This window comes from Nonomuraea sp. NPDC004702 (genome assembly GCF_053601695.1).
The window spans coordinates 1-17,260 of record NZ_JBSGCE010000117.1 but is presented as its reverse complement, the minus strand read 5'-3'; the positions used below and the strand labels follow the sequence as shown (position 1 = coordinate 17,260).

The 17,260-nt window shown below is 72.4% G+C and carries 18 protein-coding genes; 10 read left to right on the top strand and 8 right to left on the bottom strand.

All coding sequences use genetic code 11. The annotated features are described in order from the left end of the window. The first annotated feature begins 104 nt into the window (after positions 1-104). The 7 genes from ACWEJ6_RS51580 to ACWEJ6_RS51550 all read left to right on the top strand — a co-directional run bounded on the left by ACWEJ6_RS51580 (position 105) and on the right by ACWEJ6_RS51550 (position 5,584). Entirely contained in the window at positions 105-821 is a 717-nt protein-coding gene (locus ACWEJ6_RS51580; RefSeq protein WP_452432944.1) for a tetratricopeptide repeat protein, read from the top strand. Between the two features lie 144 nt (positions 822-965). Further along, on the top strand, positions 966-1,274 hold the full coding sequence (locus ACWEJ6_RS51575; protein ID WP_387682624.1) for a hypothetical protein: 309 nt from the start codon (positions 966-968) through the stop codon (positions 1,272-1,274). Positions 1,275-1,431: 157 nt separating this feature from the next. Then, on the top strand, positions 1,432-2,376 hold the full coding sequence (locus tag ACWEJ6_RS51570) for a TIGR04222 domain-containing membrane protein (RefSeq protein ID WP_452432942.1): 945 nt from the start codon (positions 1,432-1,434) through the stop codon (positions 2,374-2,376). A 148-nt stretch (positions 2,377-2,524) separates the two neighbouring features. Beyond that, positions 2,525-3,166: a histidine phosphatase family protein gene (locus ACWEJ6_RS51565; RefSeq protein WP_452432941.1), complete on the top strand. Its 642-nt coding sequence runs from the start codon at positions 2,525-2,527 to the stop codon at positions 3,164-3,166. A 60-nt stretch (positions 3,167-3,226) separates the two neighbouring features. Then, complete coding sequence (locus ACWEJ6_RS51560; protein ID WP_452432940.1) at positions 3,227-3,712, top strand: HAD domain-containing protein; 486 nt, start codon at positions 3,227-3,229, stop codon at positions 3,710-3,712. Positions 3,713-4,007: 295 nt separating this feature from the next. Beyond that, on the top strand, positions 4,008-4,703 hold the full coding sequence (locus ACWEJ6_RS51555) for a CTP synthase C-terminal region-related (seleno)protein (RefSeq protein ID WP_452432939.1): 696 nt from the start codon (positions 4,008-4,010) through the stop codon (positions 4,701-4,703). After that, positions 4,700-5,584, top strand: a complete 885-nt coding sequence (locus ACWEJ6_RS51550) for a LysR family transcriptional regulator (RefSeq protein WP_452432937.1) — start codon at positions 4,700-4,702, stop codon at positions 5,582-5,584. The genes ACWEJ6_RS51555 and ACWEJ6_RS51550 overlap by 4 nt, the downstream gene beginning before the upstream one ends. Before the next feature lie 65 nt (positions 5,585-5,649). On the opposite strand, the gene ACWEJ6_RS51545 is transcribed toward ACWEJ6_RS51550, so the two are convergent. The 4 genes from ACWEJ6_RS51545 to ACWEJ6_RS51530 all read right to left on the bottom strand — a co-directional run bounded on the left by ACWEJ6_RS51545 (position 5,650) and on the right by ACWEJ6_RS51530 (position 10,458). Next, positions 5,650-6,867 (bottom strand): MFS transporter, encoded by a 1,218-nt coding sequence (locus ACWEJ6_RS51545; protein ID WP_452432935.1) that lies wholly within the window; start codon positions 6,865-6,867, stop codon positions 5,650-5,652. Between the two features lie 242 nt (positions 6,868-7,109). Next, entirely contained in the window at positions 7,110-7,955 is an 846-nt protein-coding gene (locus tag ACWEJ6_RS51540) for an alpha/beta fold hydrolase (protein ID WP_452432934.1), read from the bottom strand. Continuing rightward, the gene (locus ACWEJ6_RS51535; protein ID WP_387682645.1) at positions 7,955-8,887 is read right to left on the bottom strand and encodes a VOC family protein; all 933 of its coding nucleotides are present in this window, start codon (positions 8,885-8,887) and stop codon (positions 7,955-7,957) included. The genes ACWEJ6_RS51540 and ACWEJ6_RS51535 overlap by 1 nt, the downstream gene beginning before the upstream one ends. A gap of 26 nt (positions 8,888-8,913) precedes the next feature. Next, complete coding sequence (locus ACWEJ6_RS51530; protein WP_452432933.1) at positions 8,914-10,458, bottom strand: bifunctional 3-(3-hydroxy-phenyl)propionate/3-hydroxycinnamic acid hydroxylase; 1,545 nt, start codon at positions 10,456-10,458, stop codon at positions 8,914-8,916. Between the two features lie 186 nt (positions 10,459-10,644). On the opposite strand from ACWEJ6_RS51530, the gene ACWEJ6_RS51525 reads away from it, so the two are divergent. Beyond that, entirely contained in the window at positions 10,645-11,325 is a 681-nt protein-coding gene (locus ACWEJ6_RS51525) for a TetR/AcrR family transcriptional regulator (protein WP_452432932.1), read from the top strand. 3 nt (positions 11,326-11,328) lie between these two features. On the opposite strand, the gene dmpG is transcribed toward ACWEJ6_RS51525, so the two are convergent. From dmpG to ACWEJ6_RS51510, 3 genes are read right to left on the bottom strand one after another with little or no spacing between them, the layout of a single operon-like run. Then, positions 11,329-12,354, bottom strand: coding sequence for a 4-hydroxy-2-oxovalerate aldolase (dmpG, locus tag ACWEJ6_RS51520; protein WP_452432930.1), 1,026 nt, complete (start codon positions 12,352-12,354; stop codon positions 11,329-11,331). Beyond that, positions 12,351-13,298, bottom strand: coding sequence for an acetaldehyde dehydrogenase (acetylating) (locus tag ACWEJ6_RS51515; protein WP_387682654.1), 948 nt, complete (start codon positions 13,296-13,298; stop codon positions 12,351-12,353). Before ACWEJ6_RS51515 ends, dmpG begins: the two co-directional genes overlap by 4 nt. Then, positions 13,295-14,119 (bottom strand): 2-keto-4-pentenoate hydratase, encoded by an 825-nt coding sequence (locus tag ACWEJ6_RS51510; protein WP_387682657.1) that lies wholly within the window; start codon positions 14,117-14,119, stop codon positions 13,295-13,297. Before ACWEJ6_RS51510 ends, ACWEJ6_RS51515 begins: the two co-directional genes overlap by 4 nt. Positions 14,120-14,187: 68 nt before the next feature. Between ACWEJ6_RS51510 and ACWEJ6_RS51505 the strand changes: the two genes are divergently transcribed. Next, positions 14,188-14,949 (top strand): IclR family transcriptional regulator, encoded by a 762-nt coding sequence (locus ACWEJ6_RS51505; RefSeq protein WP_358301814.1) that lies wholly within the window; start codon positions 14,188-14,190, stop codon positions 14,947-14,949. Between the two features lie 125 nt (positions 14,950-15,074). Here the strand turns inward: ACWEJ6_RS51505 and ACWEJ6_RS51500 are convergent, their stop codons facing one another. Continuing rightward, on the bottom strand, positions 15,075-15,839 hold the full coding sequence (locus tag ACWEJ6_RS51500) for an IclR family transcriptional regulator (RefSeq protein ID WP_364342391.1): 765 nt from the start codon (positions 15,837-15,839) through the stop codon (positions 15,075-15,077). Positions 15,840-15,918: 79 nt separating this feature from the next. Here ACWEJ6_RS51500 and ACWEJ6_RS51495 point away from each other — a divergent pair, with 79 nt between their 5' ends. Then, positions 15,919-17,073: a cupin domain-containing protein gene (locus ACWEJ6_RS51495; protein ID WP_452432928.1), complete on the top strand. Its 1,155-nt coding sequence runs from the start codon at positions 15,919-15,921 to the stop codon at positions 17,071-17,073. Positions 17,074-17,260: the final 187 nt, after the last annotated feature.

The following is a 17,260-nucleotide window of genomic DNA, read 5'->3' as shown; positions in this document are numbered from 1 at the left end:
CGGCGGCCAGCCCGGCGTAGAACGATTCGGTGATTTCGACGGCGATCTGGTCATTGATGTCCCACAGGGTGCCGACGACGTGGGGGAAGCCGACGCTGACCGACATGGAACGGGTGCTGGGCCCCGACCACCCCGACACTCTCGCCACCCGCCACAACGTGGCGTCCGCGCGACGCGAGGCGGGGGACGCGGCGGGGGCGGCCGCCGCGTTCGAGGAGTTGCTGGCCGATCGCTCACGGTTGCTGGGCCCCGGCCACCCCGACACTCTGGCCACCCGCAGCCACGTGGCCTCCTTGCGGGGTGACGCGGGTGACGCGGCGGGCGCGGCGGCCGCGTTCGCCGAGCTCCTGACCGACATGGAACGGGTGCTGGGCCCCGACCACCCCGAAACCCTCGCCACCCGTGCCAACCTGGCCGGATGGCGGGGCCAGGCGGGGGACGCGGCCGGTGCGGCGGCCGCGTTCGCCGAGCTCCTGACCGACATGGAACGGGTCCTGGGCCCCGACCATCCCGCCACCCTGGCGGCTCGCGCTCATCTGGCGTCCTTCAAGGGCGAGGCGGGGGACGCGGCGGAGGCGTACGCCGCGTTGGAGGAGCTGCTGGCCGATCGTCTGCAGGTGCTGGGCCCCGATCACCCCAGCACCCTCACCACCCGCAGAAACCTGGCGAGATGGCGGGGCGAGGCGGGAGACGCCGCGGGTGCGGCCGGCGCCTACGAGCGGTTGCTGACCGATCTCCTGCGGGTGCTGGGCCCCGGCCATCCCTGGACCGTGGCCGCCCGCGAGGAGCTTGCGTACTGGCGGGAGGCCGGACGGCAGTAGGAGCGCACGGGTCCCGGCACGTGGCCAGCCCCTTTTCCGGCTCGATTCCTGTGCCCGTGAGGCCAAGCATTCCTGACCTCGACACTCTTTGTGATGGATCTAATACTGAGCGTGACAAACTCCTCGGACGGAAGGATCCCCCCCATGCCCACCGCCCGCATCGCCTCCGGTCAGACCGCCCCAGGACAGGGCTGGCAGGCTTACGGCTCCAACGGCATCTACATCGACGTCGACACCAGCTCCGCGCACTTCTCCGGGCGTCCGGTCTACGTCACCTCCGTCAGCGGCACCGGCGGCAACCAGTGGAACCTGGTCGGCCCCAGCGCCGTCTACGACGCCACCGCCAACAAGTTCCGCGTCTACGTGCAGTGGCGTGACGCGTCGGCGCTGTCCCCGGGCACCGCCCAGCAGTTCGGCTGGTACATCCAGTGGATCGGTTACGACAACCCCTGACCCGCGGCTCGCACGGCCGGCCGGCGCCCGGACGGGCCCGGCCGGCCTCGCCATGCGGGGCTCCCAGGCGGCTCTCGTGCCCGCGGTGGCCGGATGTGGCGTTCGCCGGAACCTTCGTGCCCGCCTCACACGTTGATCAACAACACGGGAGGCAGGCATGGATGTGATGCTCGCAGGGTTGGCGGTGCTCCTCGGGGCGGTCACCGTCGGCACGGTCCTCGCGGCCGAGTTGGCGCACGTCCGCGCTCGCCTGCGGCTCGGCGGGCTGCGCGAGGTCGACCTCGGCCACTACGAGCTCGCCTATCTGGCGGGCGGTCCCGTACGGGTGGCGGACACCGCGATCGGGCTGCTGGCCAGGGAAGGGGAGATCCGCGTCTCCCGGGGCGGGAAGATCCATCGCGTCTCCACGGCCGTGACGGCGGGATACCCCGTGGAGGAGCGGCTGGTCGCGATCCTCGCCAAGCGCAGGAGCTCGCCGGTCGTCCAGGTCAAGCGCCGCCTGGCGGACAGCGCGGAGGTCGCCGGGATCAGCCGCCGGCTCGCCGACCTGGGCCTGCTCGTCGACTCCCGGAGCGTGCCCGGGCTCCGCGTCTGCCGCGACGTCCTGAAGCTGATCCCCACGGTCGCGGCCGTCGCCGCCGGGGCCGACGTGATCTACATGATCGTCGCGCAGTCGCCGCCGCTGAGCGTGGCCGCCCTGTTCGGGTTCGGCGCGAGCTGGCTGGCGGCCAGGAAGATCCGGCCCCTGTACGTCAGGAACCGGCCGGTCCGGCTCGGCCGCGCGGGCCGCCACCTGTTGGAGAAGGCCCGCCTGGCACACCCGTACGGGGCCGAGACCGACGCCGTGGCCGTGCCGCTCGCACTGTACGGACTGAGCCACCTCGGCGACCCGCACCTGTCAGCCGAGCTCAGCAAGCGTTCGATCCCGGACGGCCACCTCTACCCGGCCGCCCCCAGCACCCCAAACGACCAGTGCGGCTCCGTCGGCTGGACCCCGGACGACAGCGGAACCGGCACCTGGGACGGCGGCGGCGGCTGGAGCGGCGGCTGGGACGGAGGAGGCGGCGGCGCGGGCGACGGCGGAGGCGGCGGCGGGGGCTGACGGGCGGCACCACACTCCCCCCGGCCACGGCCGCAGCCTCCCGCTGCCGGCCCGGGCACCGGGGTGAGCCGTCCTGCGGCGACCACCGTCAGGATGCGGCCTCGGACTCTTAAGATCACTCAAAAGCCCCGAAAGGAAGACGTCACGCATGCGCACCATCTACGCCGTCACCCATCCGGAGGCGACGCACCACGTCGAGAGGGTCGTCGGCGGCTGGCATGATTCGCGGCTGACGCCGGCCGGCCTCAGCGCGGCAGGCTCCATCGCCCAGGCGCTGCGAGCCCAGATCCCTCATGGCGCCGACGTGGAGCTGTTCTCCTCGGATCTCCAGCGCACCAGGCAAACCGCCGAGAAGATCGCCGAGCTGTTCGGTGTGCAACCCATCCTGGACCGCAGACTTCGGGAGAAGTCCTACGGAGAGGCAAGGGGGAGGCCACAGGAGTGGCTGGACCAACGATTCATCCCGCCGCCGGCGGTCGGGGAACGGTTGGAGCACGACGAGGGCGTGGCGGGCGCCGAGACCAAGGCGGCGTTGGCGCAGCGCATCTACGCGGCCATGGACGAGATCTTGCAGCGTCCCTGCGAACACCAGATCATCGTGACTCATGGTGGTTCCTTGACATGCGTCGTGACGTCCTGGATCAAAATGCCGATCAACGCGGTGGGCTATGCCAGTTTCCGGGTGCCATCGGGCAGCATCACCACGCTGCGCGAAGACGACTTCTTCCACAACCGCACAGTCGTCAGCCTCGGTGACACCCGCCATCTCGGCCCCGCCGAAGCCGGGTGACCTCTACCTGTCCCGCTTCGAACGCGGCGTACTCATGGAACATGACGAGGTCGGCGCAGCATGACCGGACATACCGAACGCCCGCTGCTCTTCCTCGACGTCGACGGGCCCCTTCTCCCCTTCGGCGAGAACCCGCAACGCGTACCGCGAGGTACCACGCCGGACTCGCGCTTGGCGCGGCTCGGGAGTCGGCTGGCAGCGTTGCCCTGCGAACTCGTCTGGGCGACGACTTGGGAAGAGGAGGCAAATGCCGAGATGGCACCCCGAATCGGCCTGCCGCCGCTGGCCGTCGTGAGATGGCCGGAGGCAACCGAGCAGCACGAACGTGAGGACCAATGGTTCGGGCTCTGCTGGAAGACCCGGACGCTGGTGAACTGGGCGGGCGGACGCCCATTCGCGTGGATCGACGACGAGATCACCGACGCCGACAGGGAGTGGGTCTCCGCGCACCATGGCGGCCGGGCTCTCCTCCACCACGTGGAGCCCCACACGGGACTCGCCGACGAGGATTTCGCAGTCCTCGATCAATGGCTTCGAGCCCTGTGAGCCACCCGCAATCCACAGAATCTGACAATTGCTCGGAGAATGCCAGGGATGGATTTGCGACCGGAGCTGCTTCCCCCGCCCGTCTCCCACGAGCGCCGAAAGCGGGACCTCGTGGAAGCCGGCAGCCTGACGGAGCACGCGAGGCCGTCACCGCGTTCAAGACGCGGATCGAGCCGATGTGCTCCATCCACGCGTCAGTGATCTGCCCCCCGCGTTGTGGGCATGAGTGATCGCTCATGGCGGGGGCGTGGTTCGGCATTGGTGCTCATGGCGGGGCCAGCGCATAGTGAGGGCCATGGACCGATCCCTGCGTGTCGCGGTCATCGGCGACCGCGATCCGGCGTTTCCTCCGCACCTGGCCACCGACGACGCCCTCCGCCACGCCGCCGCGCACCTCGGCGTCGGGGTGGACGTCCGCTGGCTCGCCACCGAACCGCTCGAGTCCGACCTGGCCGAGGTCGAGGCCGCCGACGTGTTGTGGTGTGCGCCCGGCAGCCCGTACCGCAGCCTGTCCGGCGCTCTGGCCGCGCTCCGGCACGGCCGCGAGCACGGCGTCCCCACGCTGGGCACGTGCGGCGGCTGCCAGCACATGGTCATCGAGTACGCACGCCACGTGCTCGGCTTCGAGGACGCCCAGCACGCCGAGTACGACCCGTACGCCTCGACCTTGTTCGTGTCGGAGCTGACCTGCTCGCCGGCGGGCAGGACCATGCCCGTGACTCTGGCTTCCGGTTCCCGGGTGGCCGCGTTGTACGGGCGGACCGAGGTCGAGGAGGAGTACTACTGCAATTTCGGCCTCGCCCCCGACCGGCAGGCCATCCTGCACGACGGCGGCTTCCTGGTCACCGGCGTGGACGGCGACGGCGAGGCCCGGGTGCTGGAGATCCCCGGGCATCCTTACTACGTGGCCACGCTGTTCGTGCCGCAGGCCCGCTCACGTCCCGAGGAGCCACACCCCCTGGTGGCCGGTCTGCTGCGTGCGGCGCTGTGACGTTCACCCAGCTCAGGATCCTTCAGGCGGTCGCGCGGACCGGCAACATGACCAGGGCCGCCGAGGAACTGGCCACCACCCAGTCCGCCGTCAGTCACGCGGTGCGCGCGCTGGAGAGCGAGCTCGGGGTGGCGCTGCTGGTACGGGGCAGCCAGGGAGTGCGCCTGACCGCTGCGGGGCGGGCCGTGTGCCGCCGCGCGACGCTCATCCTCACCCAGGCGGAGGCGCTGCAACAGGAGGTGGCCGCGATCCGCGGGCAGGAGCGGGGCAGCCTGCGCGTCGGCGTCATCCCGAGCGCCAACGCCCGGCTGCTGCCGCCTCTGCTGCGCCGGTTCGCCGAGGCGCATCCGCGGGTGCGGCTCGCGGTGATGGAGGGCTCGGACCACGAGGTCCTGGAGTGGCTGGAGACCGGGGCCGCCGACATCGCCACTGTGTCGGCCGCGGCCGGCGAGGTCTCGCTGCCCGCCGGGGCGGTTGCGCGGCCGCTCGCCACCGACCGCATGCTGGCCGTCCTGCCCAGCGGCCACGAGCTGAGCGTCCGCCCTTCGTTGCCGGTGGCGGAGCTGGCGCGGCACCCGTTCATCATGTCCACGGGCGGGTGCGAGCCGCTGATCACGGCGATCGCGCGGGCGGCGGGTGCAAGCCTGACGTGTCATTACCGGGTGCGTGACACCAACAGCATCCTGGCCATGGTCGCCGAAGGGCTCGGGCTGAGCATCGTCCCCGAGCTGTCGCTGCCCGCCCACCTCAGCGGCGTGCACGCGATCCCGCTGGAGCCCGCCGTCGAGCGGACCATCCTCCTCGCCTTGCCCGCGGACCCGCTCCCGGCGGCCGTCGCCTTCGCCGACCTGGCCGCCGCCCACCATGCGGCGTCCCCGTGAACTCACGGCGATCGGCGCAGGGGCCGGATCGGCCGGGCCGTAGCGCCGGCTTGCCCAGGGGCGACTCAGGCTTGGGGTGGGGCCACGGCGTCGGGGGGCAGGCGGCGGGCCAGGCGGAGCAGCGCGAGTGCGGCCGGACCCACCAGGGCTGCCAGCGTCAGCCACAGCAGCAGCGGGGCCATGTCGAGCAGGGCCGAGAAGCCGGCGGGTGCGAGGACCGCCGCGAGTGCCCAGGTCTGCTGGTAGATCGCCAGGTAGCGGCCCCGCAGGGCCGGTGGTGCGGTGGCCGCCGCGAGGGCCCAGCTGGGCACGGTGTGCATGAGCTCGCCGAAGGTGAGGACGAGCGTGGCGACGAGCAGCCCGCCGACGCGCGGGAGTCCGGCGGGCAGCAGCGCGGTCGCGGCGTAGGCGGCGCACGCCGCCATCAGGATCAGGCCGCTCAGGGCCATGGCGTGGGTACGGCGGGCGTGCCGCTGCCACCTCCGGACCGGGAGCTGACCCGCCGCCACCAGGACCGTGTTGATCGCGTAGAGGACGCCCAGCAGGGCCGGCGGGACGCCGAGCACCGTGACCGCGTACACCGGCAGGGCGACGGGGAGGACGAGGTGGATCAGGGTGTACGCCTGCTCGGCCGCCACCAGGGTGACGAACGGCCGGTCGGCGAACACCTGACGGTAACCGCCCGGATTCCGGGGCGGCGGTGCGGGCGCGCGCCGTCCCGAGAGCAGCAGGCATGCGGCCGCCAGGGCGAAACTGGCCGCGTTCATCAGGGCGACGACCGCGAACCCGGTGGCGCCGGCGAGGGAGACCAGACCCGCCGACAGCAGGCCGCCCAGGCCGAAGGCGACGTTCCTCGCCGTGGCGATCAGGGTGTACAGCCGGTCCCTGAGCGCGCCCTCCGCCAGTGCGGAGACGTGGCCGCCGGAGGCGGGATAGTAGGCGCGGTCCCCGGCCGCGATCAGGGCGGCGACGACGAGCAGGGCCACGAACCCGTCCACCAGGGGGTAGGCGGCGAAGGCGGCCGCACGCAGCACGTACGTGGCGATCAGCACGCGGCGCGCGTCGAACCGGTCGATGAGGGTCCCGGCCACCGGGTTGGCCGCCAGCCCCACGACCGCCGCCACGGTGACCCCGAGCCCGACGGTCGTCATGGGCAGGCCGGTCACCTCGTGGATGAACAGCAGGGTCAGGGGCACGTACAGGCCGTTGCCGAGCGCGTCGACGAACATGCCGACCAGGAACGGGCGTACGCCGACGACACTCGTGAGGGAGGGGGAAGCCATGTGATCAGTGTTGCCAGGCGCTCATGGGGACGGCATCGGCCGCTGGTCCCATGCAGGCGGCCTCCGGTCCGTCCATGGTCCTAGGTCTCCGGTTCCCGGGCGGGGCCGGACGCGTGGCGGAGGGGACGTCCCTGCTGTGCGGCTCGCTGGGCCGAAGATCGCTGCCGTGGTGGCCATCGACGCGGCGGGCCGGGCGATCGGCGGTCCTGGGCGCGGGCAGGCAGCCGCCCGCGCCCCGGGGGTCAGTTGTTCGCGATGAAGTCGGCGACCAGCCGGTTGAACTCGTCGGCGTGCTCGATCATCGCCCAGTGCCCGCAGCGGTTGAGCAGCACCAGCCGGCTGTCCGGGATGTTGGCCAGCAGGTACAGGGAGGTCTCGAACGACACCACCCGGTCGTCGCGGCCGTGGATGAGCAGGGTCAGCACCTGGATCCTCGGCAGCAGCTCCGGCTTGACCCACTTGGGCAGCGGGGCGCCCTTCGGCAGGCCGTCCACGTAGTTGCTCAGGTGGTCGGGGCGGGCGAGGGCGGCGTCCGAACGGGCCTGGCACAGCTCAGGGGTGGCGAAGCGCGCCTTGTCGTAGACCATGATCTCGACGAGCCGGCGCATGTTCTCCGGGCTCGCGTCCCGATACGCCTCGATCAGCACCTTCAGCCCCTCGGACGGGCCGTCGCCGGCGCCGAACAGTGTGGGGATCCGGCCGACCGGCGGCCCCATGGTGATCAGGTGCGAGATCCGGCCGGGGTGCTCGGTGGCCAGCCGCAGCGAGGTCTGCCCGCCCATCGAGTTGCCGACGAACGCGGCCCGCTCGATGCCGAGGGCGTCCAGGAACTGGATCGCCGCCTCCACGTGGTCGAGCCGGTCGACGGTCGCCGGGTCGGACTCGCCCCAGCCCGGCATGTCGACGGCGTAGACGTGGAAGTGCTCGGCCAGCGCCTCGATGTTGCCGGCGAAGTTGCTCCATCCGGTGGCGCCCGGCCCGCTGCCGTGCAGCAGCACGACCGGATGGCCGGAGCCCGCCTCGTAGTAGCGCAGCTTCCAGTCCTTGGTCCGGACGGTGCGCGCGATGTCCTTGGCGTCGAGTGCCATCAGTGGTCCTCCCCGTTCGGCGCGGGCGCGGCGGCCAGCAGCCCGGCGACGACGCCCGGGGGGCGGTGGCCCCAGCTGTGCAGCTTGTCGAGCGTCTTCACCTCCCACGTCGCGTCGTCGATGATCAGTCCGCCCCAGCCGTACTCCACGCTGAAGCCGGAGGGGGTGTGGACGTAGAAGCTGAACATGTGGTCGTTCGGATGCATGCCGAGCGTCATCTCGAACGGCTGCCTGGCGTCCATGCACCGGTCGTAGGCCAGGCCGACGTCGCGGATGTCGGTCACCTCGACCATGAAGTGGTGGGTCCTCTTCGGCGAGGGCAGGTCGCCGAAGGCCACGGTGTGGTGGCGGCCGTTGCAGTGCAGGAAGATCAGGTCGGCGACCACGCCCGGGGCCAGCTCCTCGACGATGACGTCGCTGACCTTGAAGCCGAGCAGGTCGATGTAGAAGTGCAGGTACTCCTCCCGGGAGACGCCGTGGGCCAGCAGCACCTGGTGGCCCGCGCCGCCGGCGCCCGTCACGAACCCGCCGAGCAGCTTCGGCGACTCGAACGGCGTGGCGGCGTCGGCCAGGCCGGTGACCAGCTCGACCCGGTTGCCCATGGGGTCGGCGGTGACGAAGACGCGCTCCACCTTGCGGGCGGCGGCGAGCGCGTCGTCGCCCTGGGTGACCTCGACGCCGGCCGCGCGAACCTTGTCCACCAGGGCGTCCAGCGCGGCGGCGTCGGAGACCTCGTAGCCGGTGGCCACCAGGTCGTCGGCGGGGCCGCCGGTGACGATCCAGCGGTGGGCCTTCTCGTCGGTGCGCAGGGTGAAGCCGCCGTCGGTCTTCTCGCCGAAGCGCATCCCCAGCAGCTCGACGGCGAAGTGCTCCCAGTCGGCGAGGTCGCTGACCTCGTAGACGACGTAACCGAGCTCCTTGACTCCGGACATCTCTCTTCTCCTCTCGGGTGACAGGTTCAGGCGGGCACGGCCAGGCCGCTGACGTCGGCCGCGGCGACGAACTTGTCAGGACGGACGGCCACGGCGCGGACGCCGTACCTGCGCAGCCAGGGCAGCAGGACCTCGTCGAGGTCGACCAGCTCCTCCGGTCCCTGCGTGTAGGCGGTCTTCGGCCGCACGGCGAGGTAGCGGGCGCCGAGCGCGTCCCAGCCGGCCCGCTCCTCCGCCGTCAGCAGGGTCGCCGGGTCGACATCGTCGCCGAGCAGCACGAAGCCGTCGCCGAGCAGGTCGTCCAGGCGGGCCATCCGGCCGGTGGCGTCGCCGGCGACCGGCTGCGGGACCATCCGGCCGACGATGCTGGCGTCGCCCAGCGGCCCCCTGATCCAGCCGCCTTCGAGGACGGGCGGCGCGGTGAGCGGCGGCTCGTACGGCGTGACCGTGTCCTGGGGGACGGCGTTCATCGCCGCCTGCTCCTCCTCGGACAGCTCCTGCTTGATGACCCGGCCGAGCTGGACCGCGAGGCCGGTGTAGAAGGCGGTGTTCGGACGCCGTTCGGCCTCGTAGGTGTCCAGCCAGCTCTCGGGAAGCTCGCCCCTGATCACGCGGGCGAGCTTCCAGCCCAGGTTGTGGGCGTCGCGCATGCCGGACTGCATCCCGGCGCCGGCCCACGGCGGCATCAGGTGGGCCGCGTCCCCGGCCAGGAACACCCGGCCCTGGCGCCAGGTGTCGCACATCCGGACGTGGTGCTTGTAGAAGGCGTGCCGGTGGATCTCGACGTCCTGCTCGGTGACGCCCAGCGCCTTCAGCAGCGGCCAGACCTCGGCGCTGGTCGGGTAGTCCGCCGGGGACTCCGCCGGCTTGAGCGGGATCTCCCACCGGTGGTTGCCGGCGGAGAGCGCGATGTCGACGACCGGCCGCTCCTTGTCCGACCAGAACGTCAGGAAGTCCCGGTCGGGCCACCAGCGCTTGACGCGGCAGTCGATGACCACCCAGGTGACGTCGTTGGTGTCGCCCAGCAGGCGGCAGCCCACCTCGCCGCGGATCGTGCTGGCGCCGCCGTCGGCGGCGATGGCGTACCGGGCGCGGGTGGTGCGCGCCTGACCGGTCGCGGTGTCCGTGGAGGTGACGGTGACGCCGTCGGCGTCCTGGGCGATCCCCGTGACGTCGGCGCCGTAGTGGACGGTGATGCGGTCGCCGTGGTCCTGCGCGGCCGCGCGCAGCTCGGCCTCCATGGTCGGCTGGTAGATGTTGTAGAAGCGCGCCTTGCGGCCCAGCGTCGAGGGCGGGTGCTCGATCCGCATGATCTCCTGGCCACCGTAGGTGACCCAGCGCAGGGCCCGCTGGGGGTCGATCTTCTTCTCGATCCGCTCGTCGATGCCCAGGTCCTGGAAGATCCGCATCGTCCAGTCGTTGACGGTCACGGCCCGTGCCCGGGGGTAGATGTCCGTGTCCCGTTCCAGGGCGACGGCGGACACGCCGTACCTGGCGAGGGTGAGCGCGGCGATCACGCCGGTCGGGCCGTACCCGACGATCGCGACGTCCGCGTCGTAGCTGTCGGTCATGCGCTGACTCCGTTCTCGGCCGCCGGGGATCCGATGCGGCACTTTTGGACCAAACGTTCGGTCCAATTGTGAGGAGACTAACAACGACCTGCGGCGACGTGTCAAGACCTGTTCACGAACCGGTTACTGAGACCGCGTCCGGACCGCCGGACGAGCCGCTGTTCCGGGGTCCCTAGAATTCGGCTGGTGGAGAAGTCGGCGCGGGAGGCGCACACCGGAAACAGCCGCGGCCGCCGGTCCCGGCAGGAGATCCTCGACGCGGCCGCCCGGGTGATGTCCGTGCGCGGCTACGCCGGGACGTCGATCTCGACGCTCGTGAAGGAGACGGGCCTGCCCAAGAGCGCCTTCTACCACCACTTCGAGTCCAAGGCGGGGCTGCTGTCGGCCGTCATGGCCCAGGGGGCGCGGGGCTTCTTCGAGGCCATGCGCGAGGCCCACCGCGACCCGCCGGCCGGCGGCACCCCCCGCGAACGCCTGGGCTGGTACCTGCGCCGGACCGGCGAGGTCTTCGTGCACCGCGAGGAGTTCCTCCGCCTGCTGCTGGTGCTGGTGATGAGCAACGAGGCCGCCGAGGCCCCGGAGGCGATGCGGACCGTCATCGACGTCCGCGCCGAGGGCCGCGACCTCATGCGGCACATGATCCGCTCGTCGTTCGCCGGCGAGGGCGCCGGCGAGGGCGAGGAGGCCGCGGACGCGGTCGCGGACGCCCTCGCCCACTTCGGCATGGCCGGATTCGACGGCGCCTTCGTCTCGCTCCAGTCCGGGGACGGCAAGCCGATCGCGGAGTTCATGGAGCAGCTCGCCGACGCCCTGGTGGCGATCGGCGAGTCGCTGATCGCGGGCCGCCGGGGCGCGCCCGGCGGCTGACGGTCAGGCGGACCGCTGCTCGCGCCCGGCGGCGAGCGTGAGGGCGATGTCGACGATCATGTCCTCCTGGCCGCCGACCAGCCGGCGGCGGCCGCACTCCATCAGGATGCCGCGCACGTCGACGCCGTACCGCGCGGCGGCGGCCTCCGCGTGCCGCAGGAACGACGAGTAGACGCCGGCGTACCCCAGGGTGAGCGTCTCCCGGTCGACCCGTACCGGACGGTCCTGCAACGGGCGGACGATGTCGTCCGCGGCGTCCTGGAGCTGGAACAGGTCGCACCGGTGCTCGAAGCCGGACAGGTCGGCGACCGCGACGAACGCCTCCAGCGGGCAGTTGCCCGCGCCCGCGCCGTGACCGGCCAGCGACGCGTCGACCCGGTAGACGCCGTTCTCGACCGCGACGACGGAGTTGGCGACCGACAGCGAGAGGTTCTCGTGGGCGTGGATGCCGATCTCGGTCCCGGCGTCGAGCACGTCGCGGTACGCGCGGACCCGCGCGGCCACGTCGTTCATGGTGAGCCGGCCGCCGGAGTCGGTGACGTAGACGCAGTGCGCGCCGTAGGACTCCATGAGCTTGGCCTGCCGGGCCAGCTCCTCGGGCGGGGCCATGTGGGAGAGCATCAGGAACCCGGACACGTCCATGCCGATCTCGCGGGCCGCGGCGATGTGCTGGGCGGAGATGTCGGCCTCGGTGCAGTGCGTGGCGACCCGGACGGACCGCACGCCGAGGTCGTAGGCGCGCTTCAGCTCGTGGACGGTGCCGACGCCGGGCAGCAGCAGCGTGGTCAGGCGGGCGTTCTCCAGCACCGACGCGGCCGCCTCGATCCACGCCCAGTCCGTGTGCGAGCCGGGACCGTAGTTGAGCGACCCGCCGGCCAGGCCGTCGCCGTGCGCGACCTCGATCGCGTCGACGCCGGCCCGGTCCAGCGCCGTGACGATGCGCTTGACGTCCTCCAGGTCGATGCGGTGTCGGACGGCGTGCATGCCGTCGCGCAGGGTGACGTCCTGGACGAAGATCGGGGTGGTCATCGAAGGCCCGCCTTCCGTGCGGCGATGCGTTCCGCGACCCGCAGGCCGGCGGAGGTCATGATGTCGAGGTTGCCGGCGTAGGCCGGGAGGTAGTGCGCGGCGCCCTCGACCTCGAGGAACACCGACACCTGGTGGGTGGGCCGCGCCGCGCCGGCGGCCAGCAGCGTCTCCACCGGCTGGTCGGCGGGCACCTCGGTGATCTGCACCTGCTGCTTGAGCCGGTAGCCGGGGACGTAGGCGGCGACGTCGGCGACCATCTTCTCGACCGACCGGCGGATCTCGTCGTGGACGGCCGGGTCCGGCGCCGCGACGAGGCACAGGACGGTGTCCCGCATGATCAGCGGCGGGTCGGCGGGGTTGAGGATGATGATCGCCTTGCCGCGGCGCGCCCCGCCGATCTGCTCGATGGCGGCCGAGGTGGTCTCGGTGAACTCGTCGATGTTGGCCCGGGTGCCCGGCCCGGCCGACTTCGAGGCGATGGACGCGACGATCTCGGCGTACTCGACCGGCGCCACCCGGCTGACGGCGGCGACGATCGGGATCGTGGCCTGGCCGCCGCAGGTGACCATGTTGACGTCGGGCGCGTCGAGATGCTCGTCGAGGTTGACGGCGGGGACGACGTAGGGGCCGATCGCCGCCGGGGTCAGGTCGATCAGCCGCTTGCCGAGCGGGAGCAGCTTGGCGGCGTTCACCTCGTGCGCCTTGGCCGAGGTGGCGTCGAAGACGATCCCGATCTCGTCGAAGCCTGGCAGCGCGATCAGGCCGTCTACGCCCTCGGCCGTCGTCGGGACGCCCATCCGGGCGGCGCGGGCCAGACCGTCGGACGCGGGGTCGATGCCGACCATGGCGCCCATCTCCAGGTGACGCGAACCGCGCAACACCTTGATCATCAGGTCGGTGCCGATGTTGCCCGAGCCGATGATCGCGACCTTCGTCCTGCTCATGCTGCTGCTCCTTCGGTGAAGCGGACCGTCACCGTGCCGAGGTCGGACAGGGTGGCGGTGACGGTGTCGCCGGCGGCGACCGGCCGCATCGGGCCGAGCGCGCCGGACAGGACGACCTGGCCCGCGCGCAGCGGCTCGCCGAGGTCGCGGGCCATGCGGGCCAGCCACACGACCGCCTCGATCGGGTCGCCCAGGCAGGCCGCGCCGGTGCCGGTGGAGACCTCCTGGCCGCCGATGCTCATCGACATCGCGACGTCCACCGGATCGAACTCGCCGAGGGTGCGGCGTTCCGTCCCGAGGACGTAGGCGCCGGCGGAGGCGTTGTCGGCGACCGTGTCGCCGAAGGAGATGTCCCAGCCGGCGATCCGGCTGCCGCAGATCTCCAGCGCGGCGACGGCGTACTCGATCGCGGCGCGGACCTGGGGGGCGTCGAGCGGCCCGTCGTCCAGGTCGGCGCCGAGCACGAACGCGATCTCCGCCTCGGCCCGCGGCTGGAGGATCCGGCCGACCGGGATCGCGTCGCCGTCGGCGTAGGCCATGTCCTCGAACAGCACGCCCAGGTCGGGCTGGTCGACGCCGAGCTGGCGTTGCACCGCCTCCGACGTCAGGCCGATCTTGCGTCCGGTGATCCGCGCGCCGGCGGCCAGCCGGGAGGCGGTCAGCGCGGCCTGGACGGCGTACGCGGCGGCCAGGTCGTCGCGGCCGATCAGATCCCGCACGGGGGCGCACGGCACGCCGGACGCGGCGGCGCCGGCCAGCCGCCCGGCCGCGGCGGCGATGTCGGACGGGCTCGCGGCGGCGGGCCCGTTGGTTTCGTTCATCCCCCCACTGTGCAGGCAGGATGCCGCCCCAACCAGCACATCGTCTCGTTCAGCGATACGCTGTGCCGGTGACCGATCGGGCGGACCTCGACACCGTGCTGGGCAAGGCGGTGACGATCCTGCGCGCCTTCCGGCCCGACGACCGGGTCGTCAGCCTCGCCGAGCTGGTGCGGCGCACCGGCCTGCACAAGGCGACCGTCCACCGGCTGTCGGGCGATCTGGTCGCCAACCGCCTGCTCGACCGCGCCGACGGCGGCTACCGGCTCAGCCGCGGCCTGTTCGAGCTCGGCATGCTCGCCTCGCTCGAACGCAGCCTGCTCGAACTGGCGATGCCGTTCCTCCAGGACCTCTACGAACGCACCCACGAGACCGTGCACCTCGGCGTGCGCGAGGGGCACGACGTCGTCTATGTCGCCAAGATCGGCGGCCACCGCCAGGCCAGGGCGCCCTCGCGCACCGGCGGCCGGATGCCGCTCCACTGCACCGCGATCGGCAAGGCGCTGCTCGCGTACGCCGGGCCCGACCTGCGGCGCGAGGTGCTGACCGGGCCGCTGGAACGGCGTACGCCGCACACCGTCGTCGTGCCGAGCATCCTGCGCGGCCAGTTGCGGCGCGTCACGGAGACCGGGGTCGCGTTCGAGGCGGAGGAGTCGGCCGTCGGGCTGGTGTGCGTCGCCGCGCCGGTGCTGGGGCGCGGCGATGAGCCGCTCGCCGCGATCAGCGTGGCCGGCCCCACCGGCCGGTTCCGGCCCGAGGGGCACGTGGCCGCGGTGCGCGCGGCGGCGGCCGCGCTCGGCAGCACGCTCACCCGCCGCGACCTCCTCCGGTGAGGCGACGGCTCAGCCGGCGGTGAACCGGCGCTCAGACGGCGCGACCAACCGGCGCTCAGACGGATGCGACCTGCTCCGACCAACCGGCGCTCAGACGGATGCGACCTCCTCCGACCAACCGGTGCTCAGAGGGCGCGGCTGATCGCGTCGGCCGCGGCCGTGAGCGCGGCGACGAGGGGTTTGATCTCCTTCGGGGAGTAGCGGACGCTGGGCATCGAGATCGACAGCGCCGCGCCGGTCGCGCCGTCGCGGCCCTTCACCGGGCAGCCCACCGCGACCACGCCCCGCTCGGTGCGCTCCAAGTTGAGCGCGACCCCGCTGTGCCGCACGGACCGCAGGTCCCGCCGCAGCCGCGCGAGGTCGGGCAGTTCCTCGGCCGGGTCGCCCCGGTCGCCGGGGGCGTAGAGCTGCGCCAGCTCCTCGTCGGAGAGGGCCGCCAGCGCCACCAGCCCGCCGGTGGCCTGGTGGGCCGGGAAGACCATGCCTTCACGGCTGCCCACCCGCAGGGCCTGCCCGCACTCGACCGAGGCGATGAAGCGCACGTTGCGCCCGGTGCGGATGCTGAGGTTCACCGTCTCGTCGATCCGGTCCACCAGCGCCCGCATCTCGCCGAGCGCCGCCGCCCGCAGCGCGCCGACGTCGGACTGCGCGCGCTCGGCCAGCGCGAGGACCGGGCCCACCCGGTAGCTGCGGTCGTCGTTCTGCACGGCGAAATCGCGGTACACCAGCGCGGTCAGCAGCCGGTGGGCCGTGGAGCGGGCCACGCCGAGCCGCTCGGCGGCGGCCGAGACGGTGATCACCCCGTCGAGCTGGAGGATCTGCGCGAGCCGCAGAGCATGGTCGACGCTGGTGGGCGCATAGGCCGGCGGGGTCTTCATGGGCTTGGCCATGGAACCGATCCTGACACATGAATTCCGCTGTGCAGAATCCTCTTTTCCAGTCAGCTCGCCTGCGCGGATAGTCGGGGCCATGCCCCACGTGAACGCCGGCGACTCGCCGGTCAAGATCGCCGCCGTGGACCGGCCGGACCAGCCCTCGCTCAGCCCCGAGCTGGAGGACCTCTACCGAGGCTTCGAGAAGGCGCTGCTCGTCCCGTTGTGGACGGAGATCGGCGACCTGATGCCGCCGCACCCGCGCTCCAGCGCGCAGCCGCACCGGTGGGAGTGGGGCACGCTGCTCGACCTCGCCGGCCGCGCCGGCGAACTGGTCCCGGTCGGGCGCGGCGGCGAGCGCCGGGCGATCGCGCTGGCCAACCCCAGCCTGGGCGGCAAGCCGTACGCGACGCCGACCCTGTGGGCCGCGATCCAGTACCTGATGCCGGGCGAGAACGCCCCCGAGCACCGGCACAGCCAGAACGCCTTCCGCTTCGTCGTCGAGGGCGAGGGCGTGTGGACCGTGGTCGAGCGCGACCCGGTGCCGATGCGCCGCGGCGACTTCCTCCCCCAGCCCGGCCTGCACTGGCACGCCCACCACAACGCGGCCGACACGCCCATGGCCTGGATCGACGGGCTCGACATCCCGTTCCAGTACGGCGTCGAGGCGCAGTTCTTCGACTTCGGCCGGGACACCCTCACCGAGGAGGAGCACGCCACCCCCGACCGTTCGCGCGCCGAGCGGCTCTGGGGGCACCCCGGCCTGGCCCCGGTCTCCCAGCTCCGCCGGCACGAGGGCACGCCGTTGCTCTGCTACCGCTGGACCGACACCGACGCCGCGCTGACCGACCAGCTCGCGCTGGAGCGGGAGGGGCACGCGGGCCCGATCGAGCCCGGCCACGCCCTGGTCCGCTACATCGACCCGACGACCGCCGGCGACGTGCTGCCGACGATCCGGGCGCAGTTCCACCGGATCACGACAGGGGTGGAGACCGCGCCGTACCGGGAGACCGGCTCGTCGGTCTACCAGGTCTTCGACGGGTCCGGCCAGGTCACCGTCGGCGACCGGTCGTGGCGGGTGAGCCGCGGCGACCTGTTCGTCGTGCCGTCCTGGCAGCCGCTGTCGATCCGCTCGGAGGCGTCGGCCTCCGACTCCGACTCCGGCGCGCTCGACCTGTTCCAGTTCAGCGACGCCCCGATCTTCACCAGGCTCGGCCTGTACCGCAGCCACACCGAGGAGAACAGCCGATGAAGCTCGCCACCGTCCGTCTGGACGACCACCGCACCGCCGCCGTCCGCGTCGAGGGCGACGAGCTCGTCGAGGTGGGCGACAGCCCCGCCTGGGCGAAGGCCCGCTCCTGACGGGGTCAGACCTTGGTGATGCGCACGGCGTCGGCGATCACGTAGCCGGTCGCCGAGGTCCACCGGCTCACCCCGAC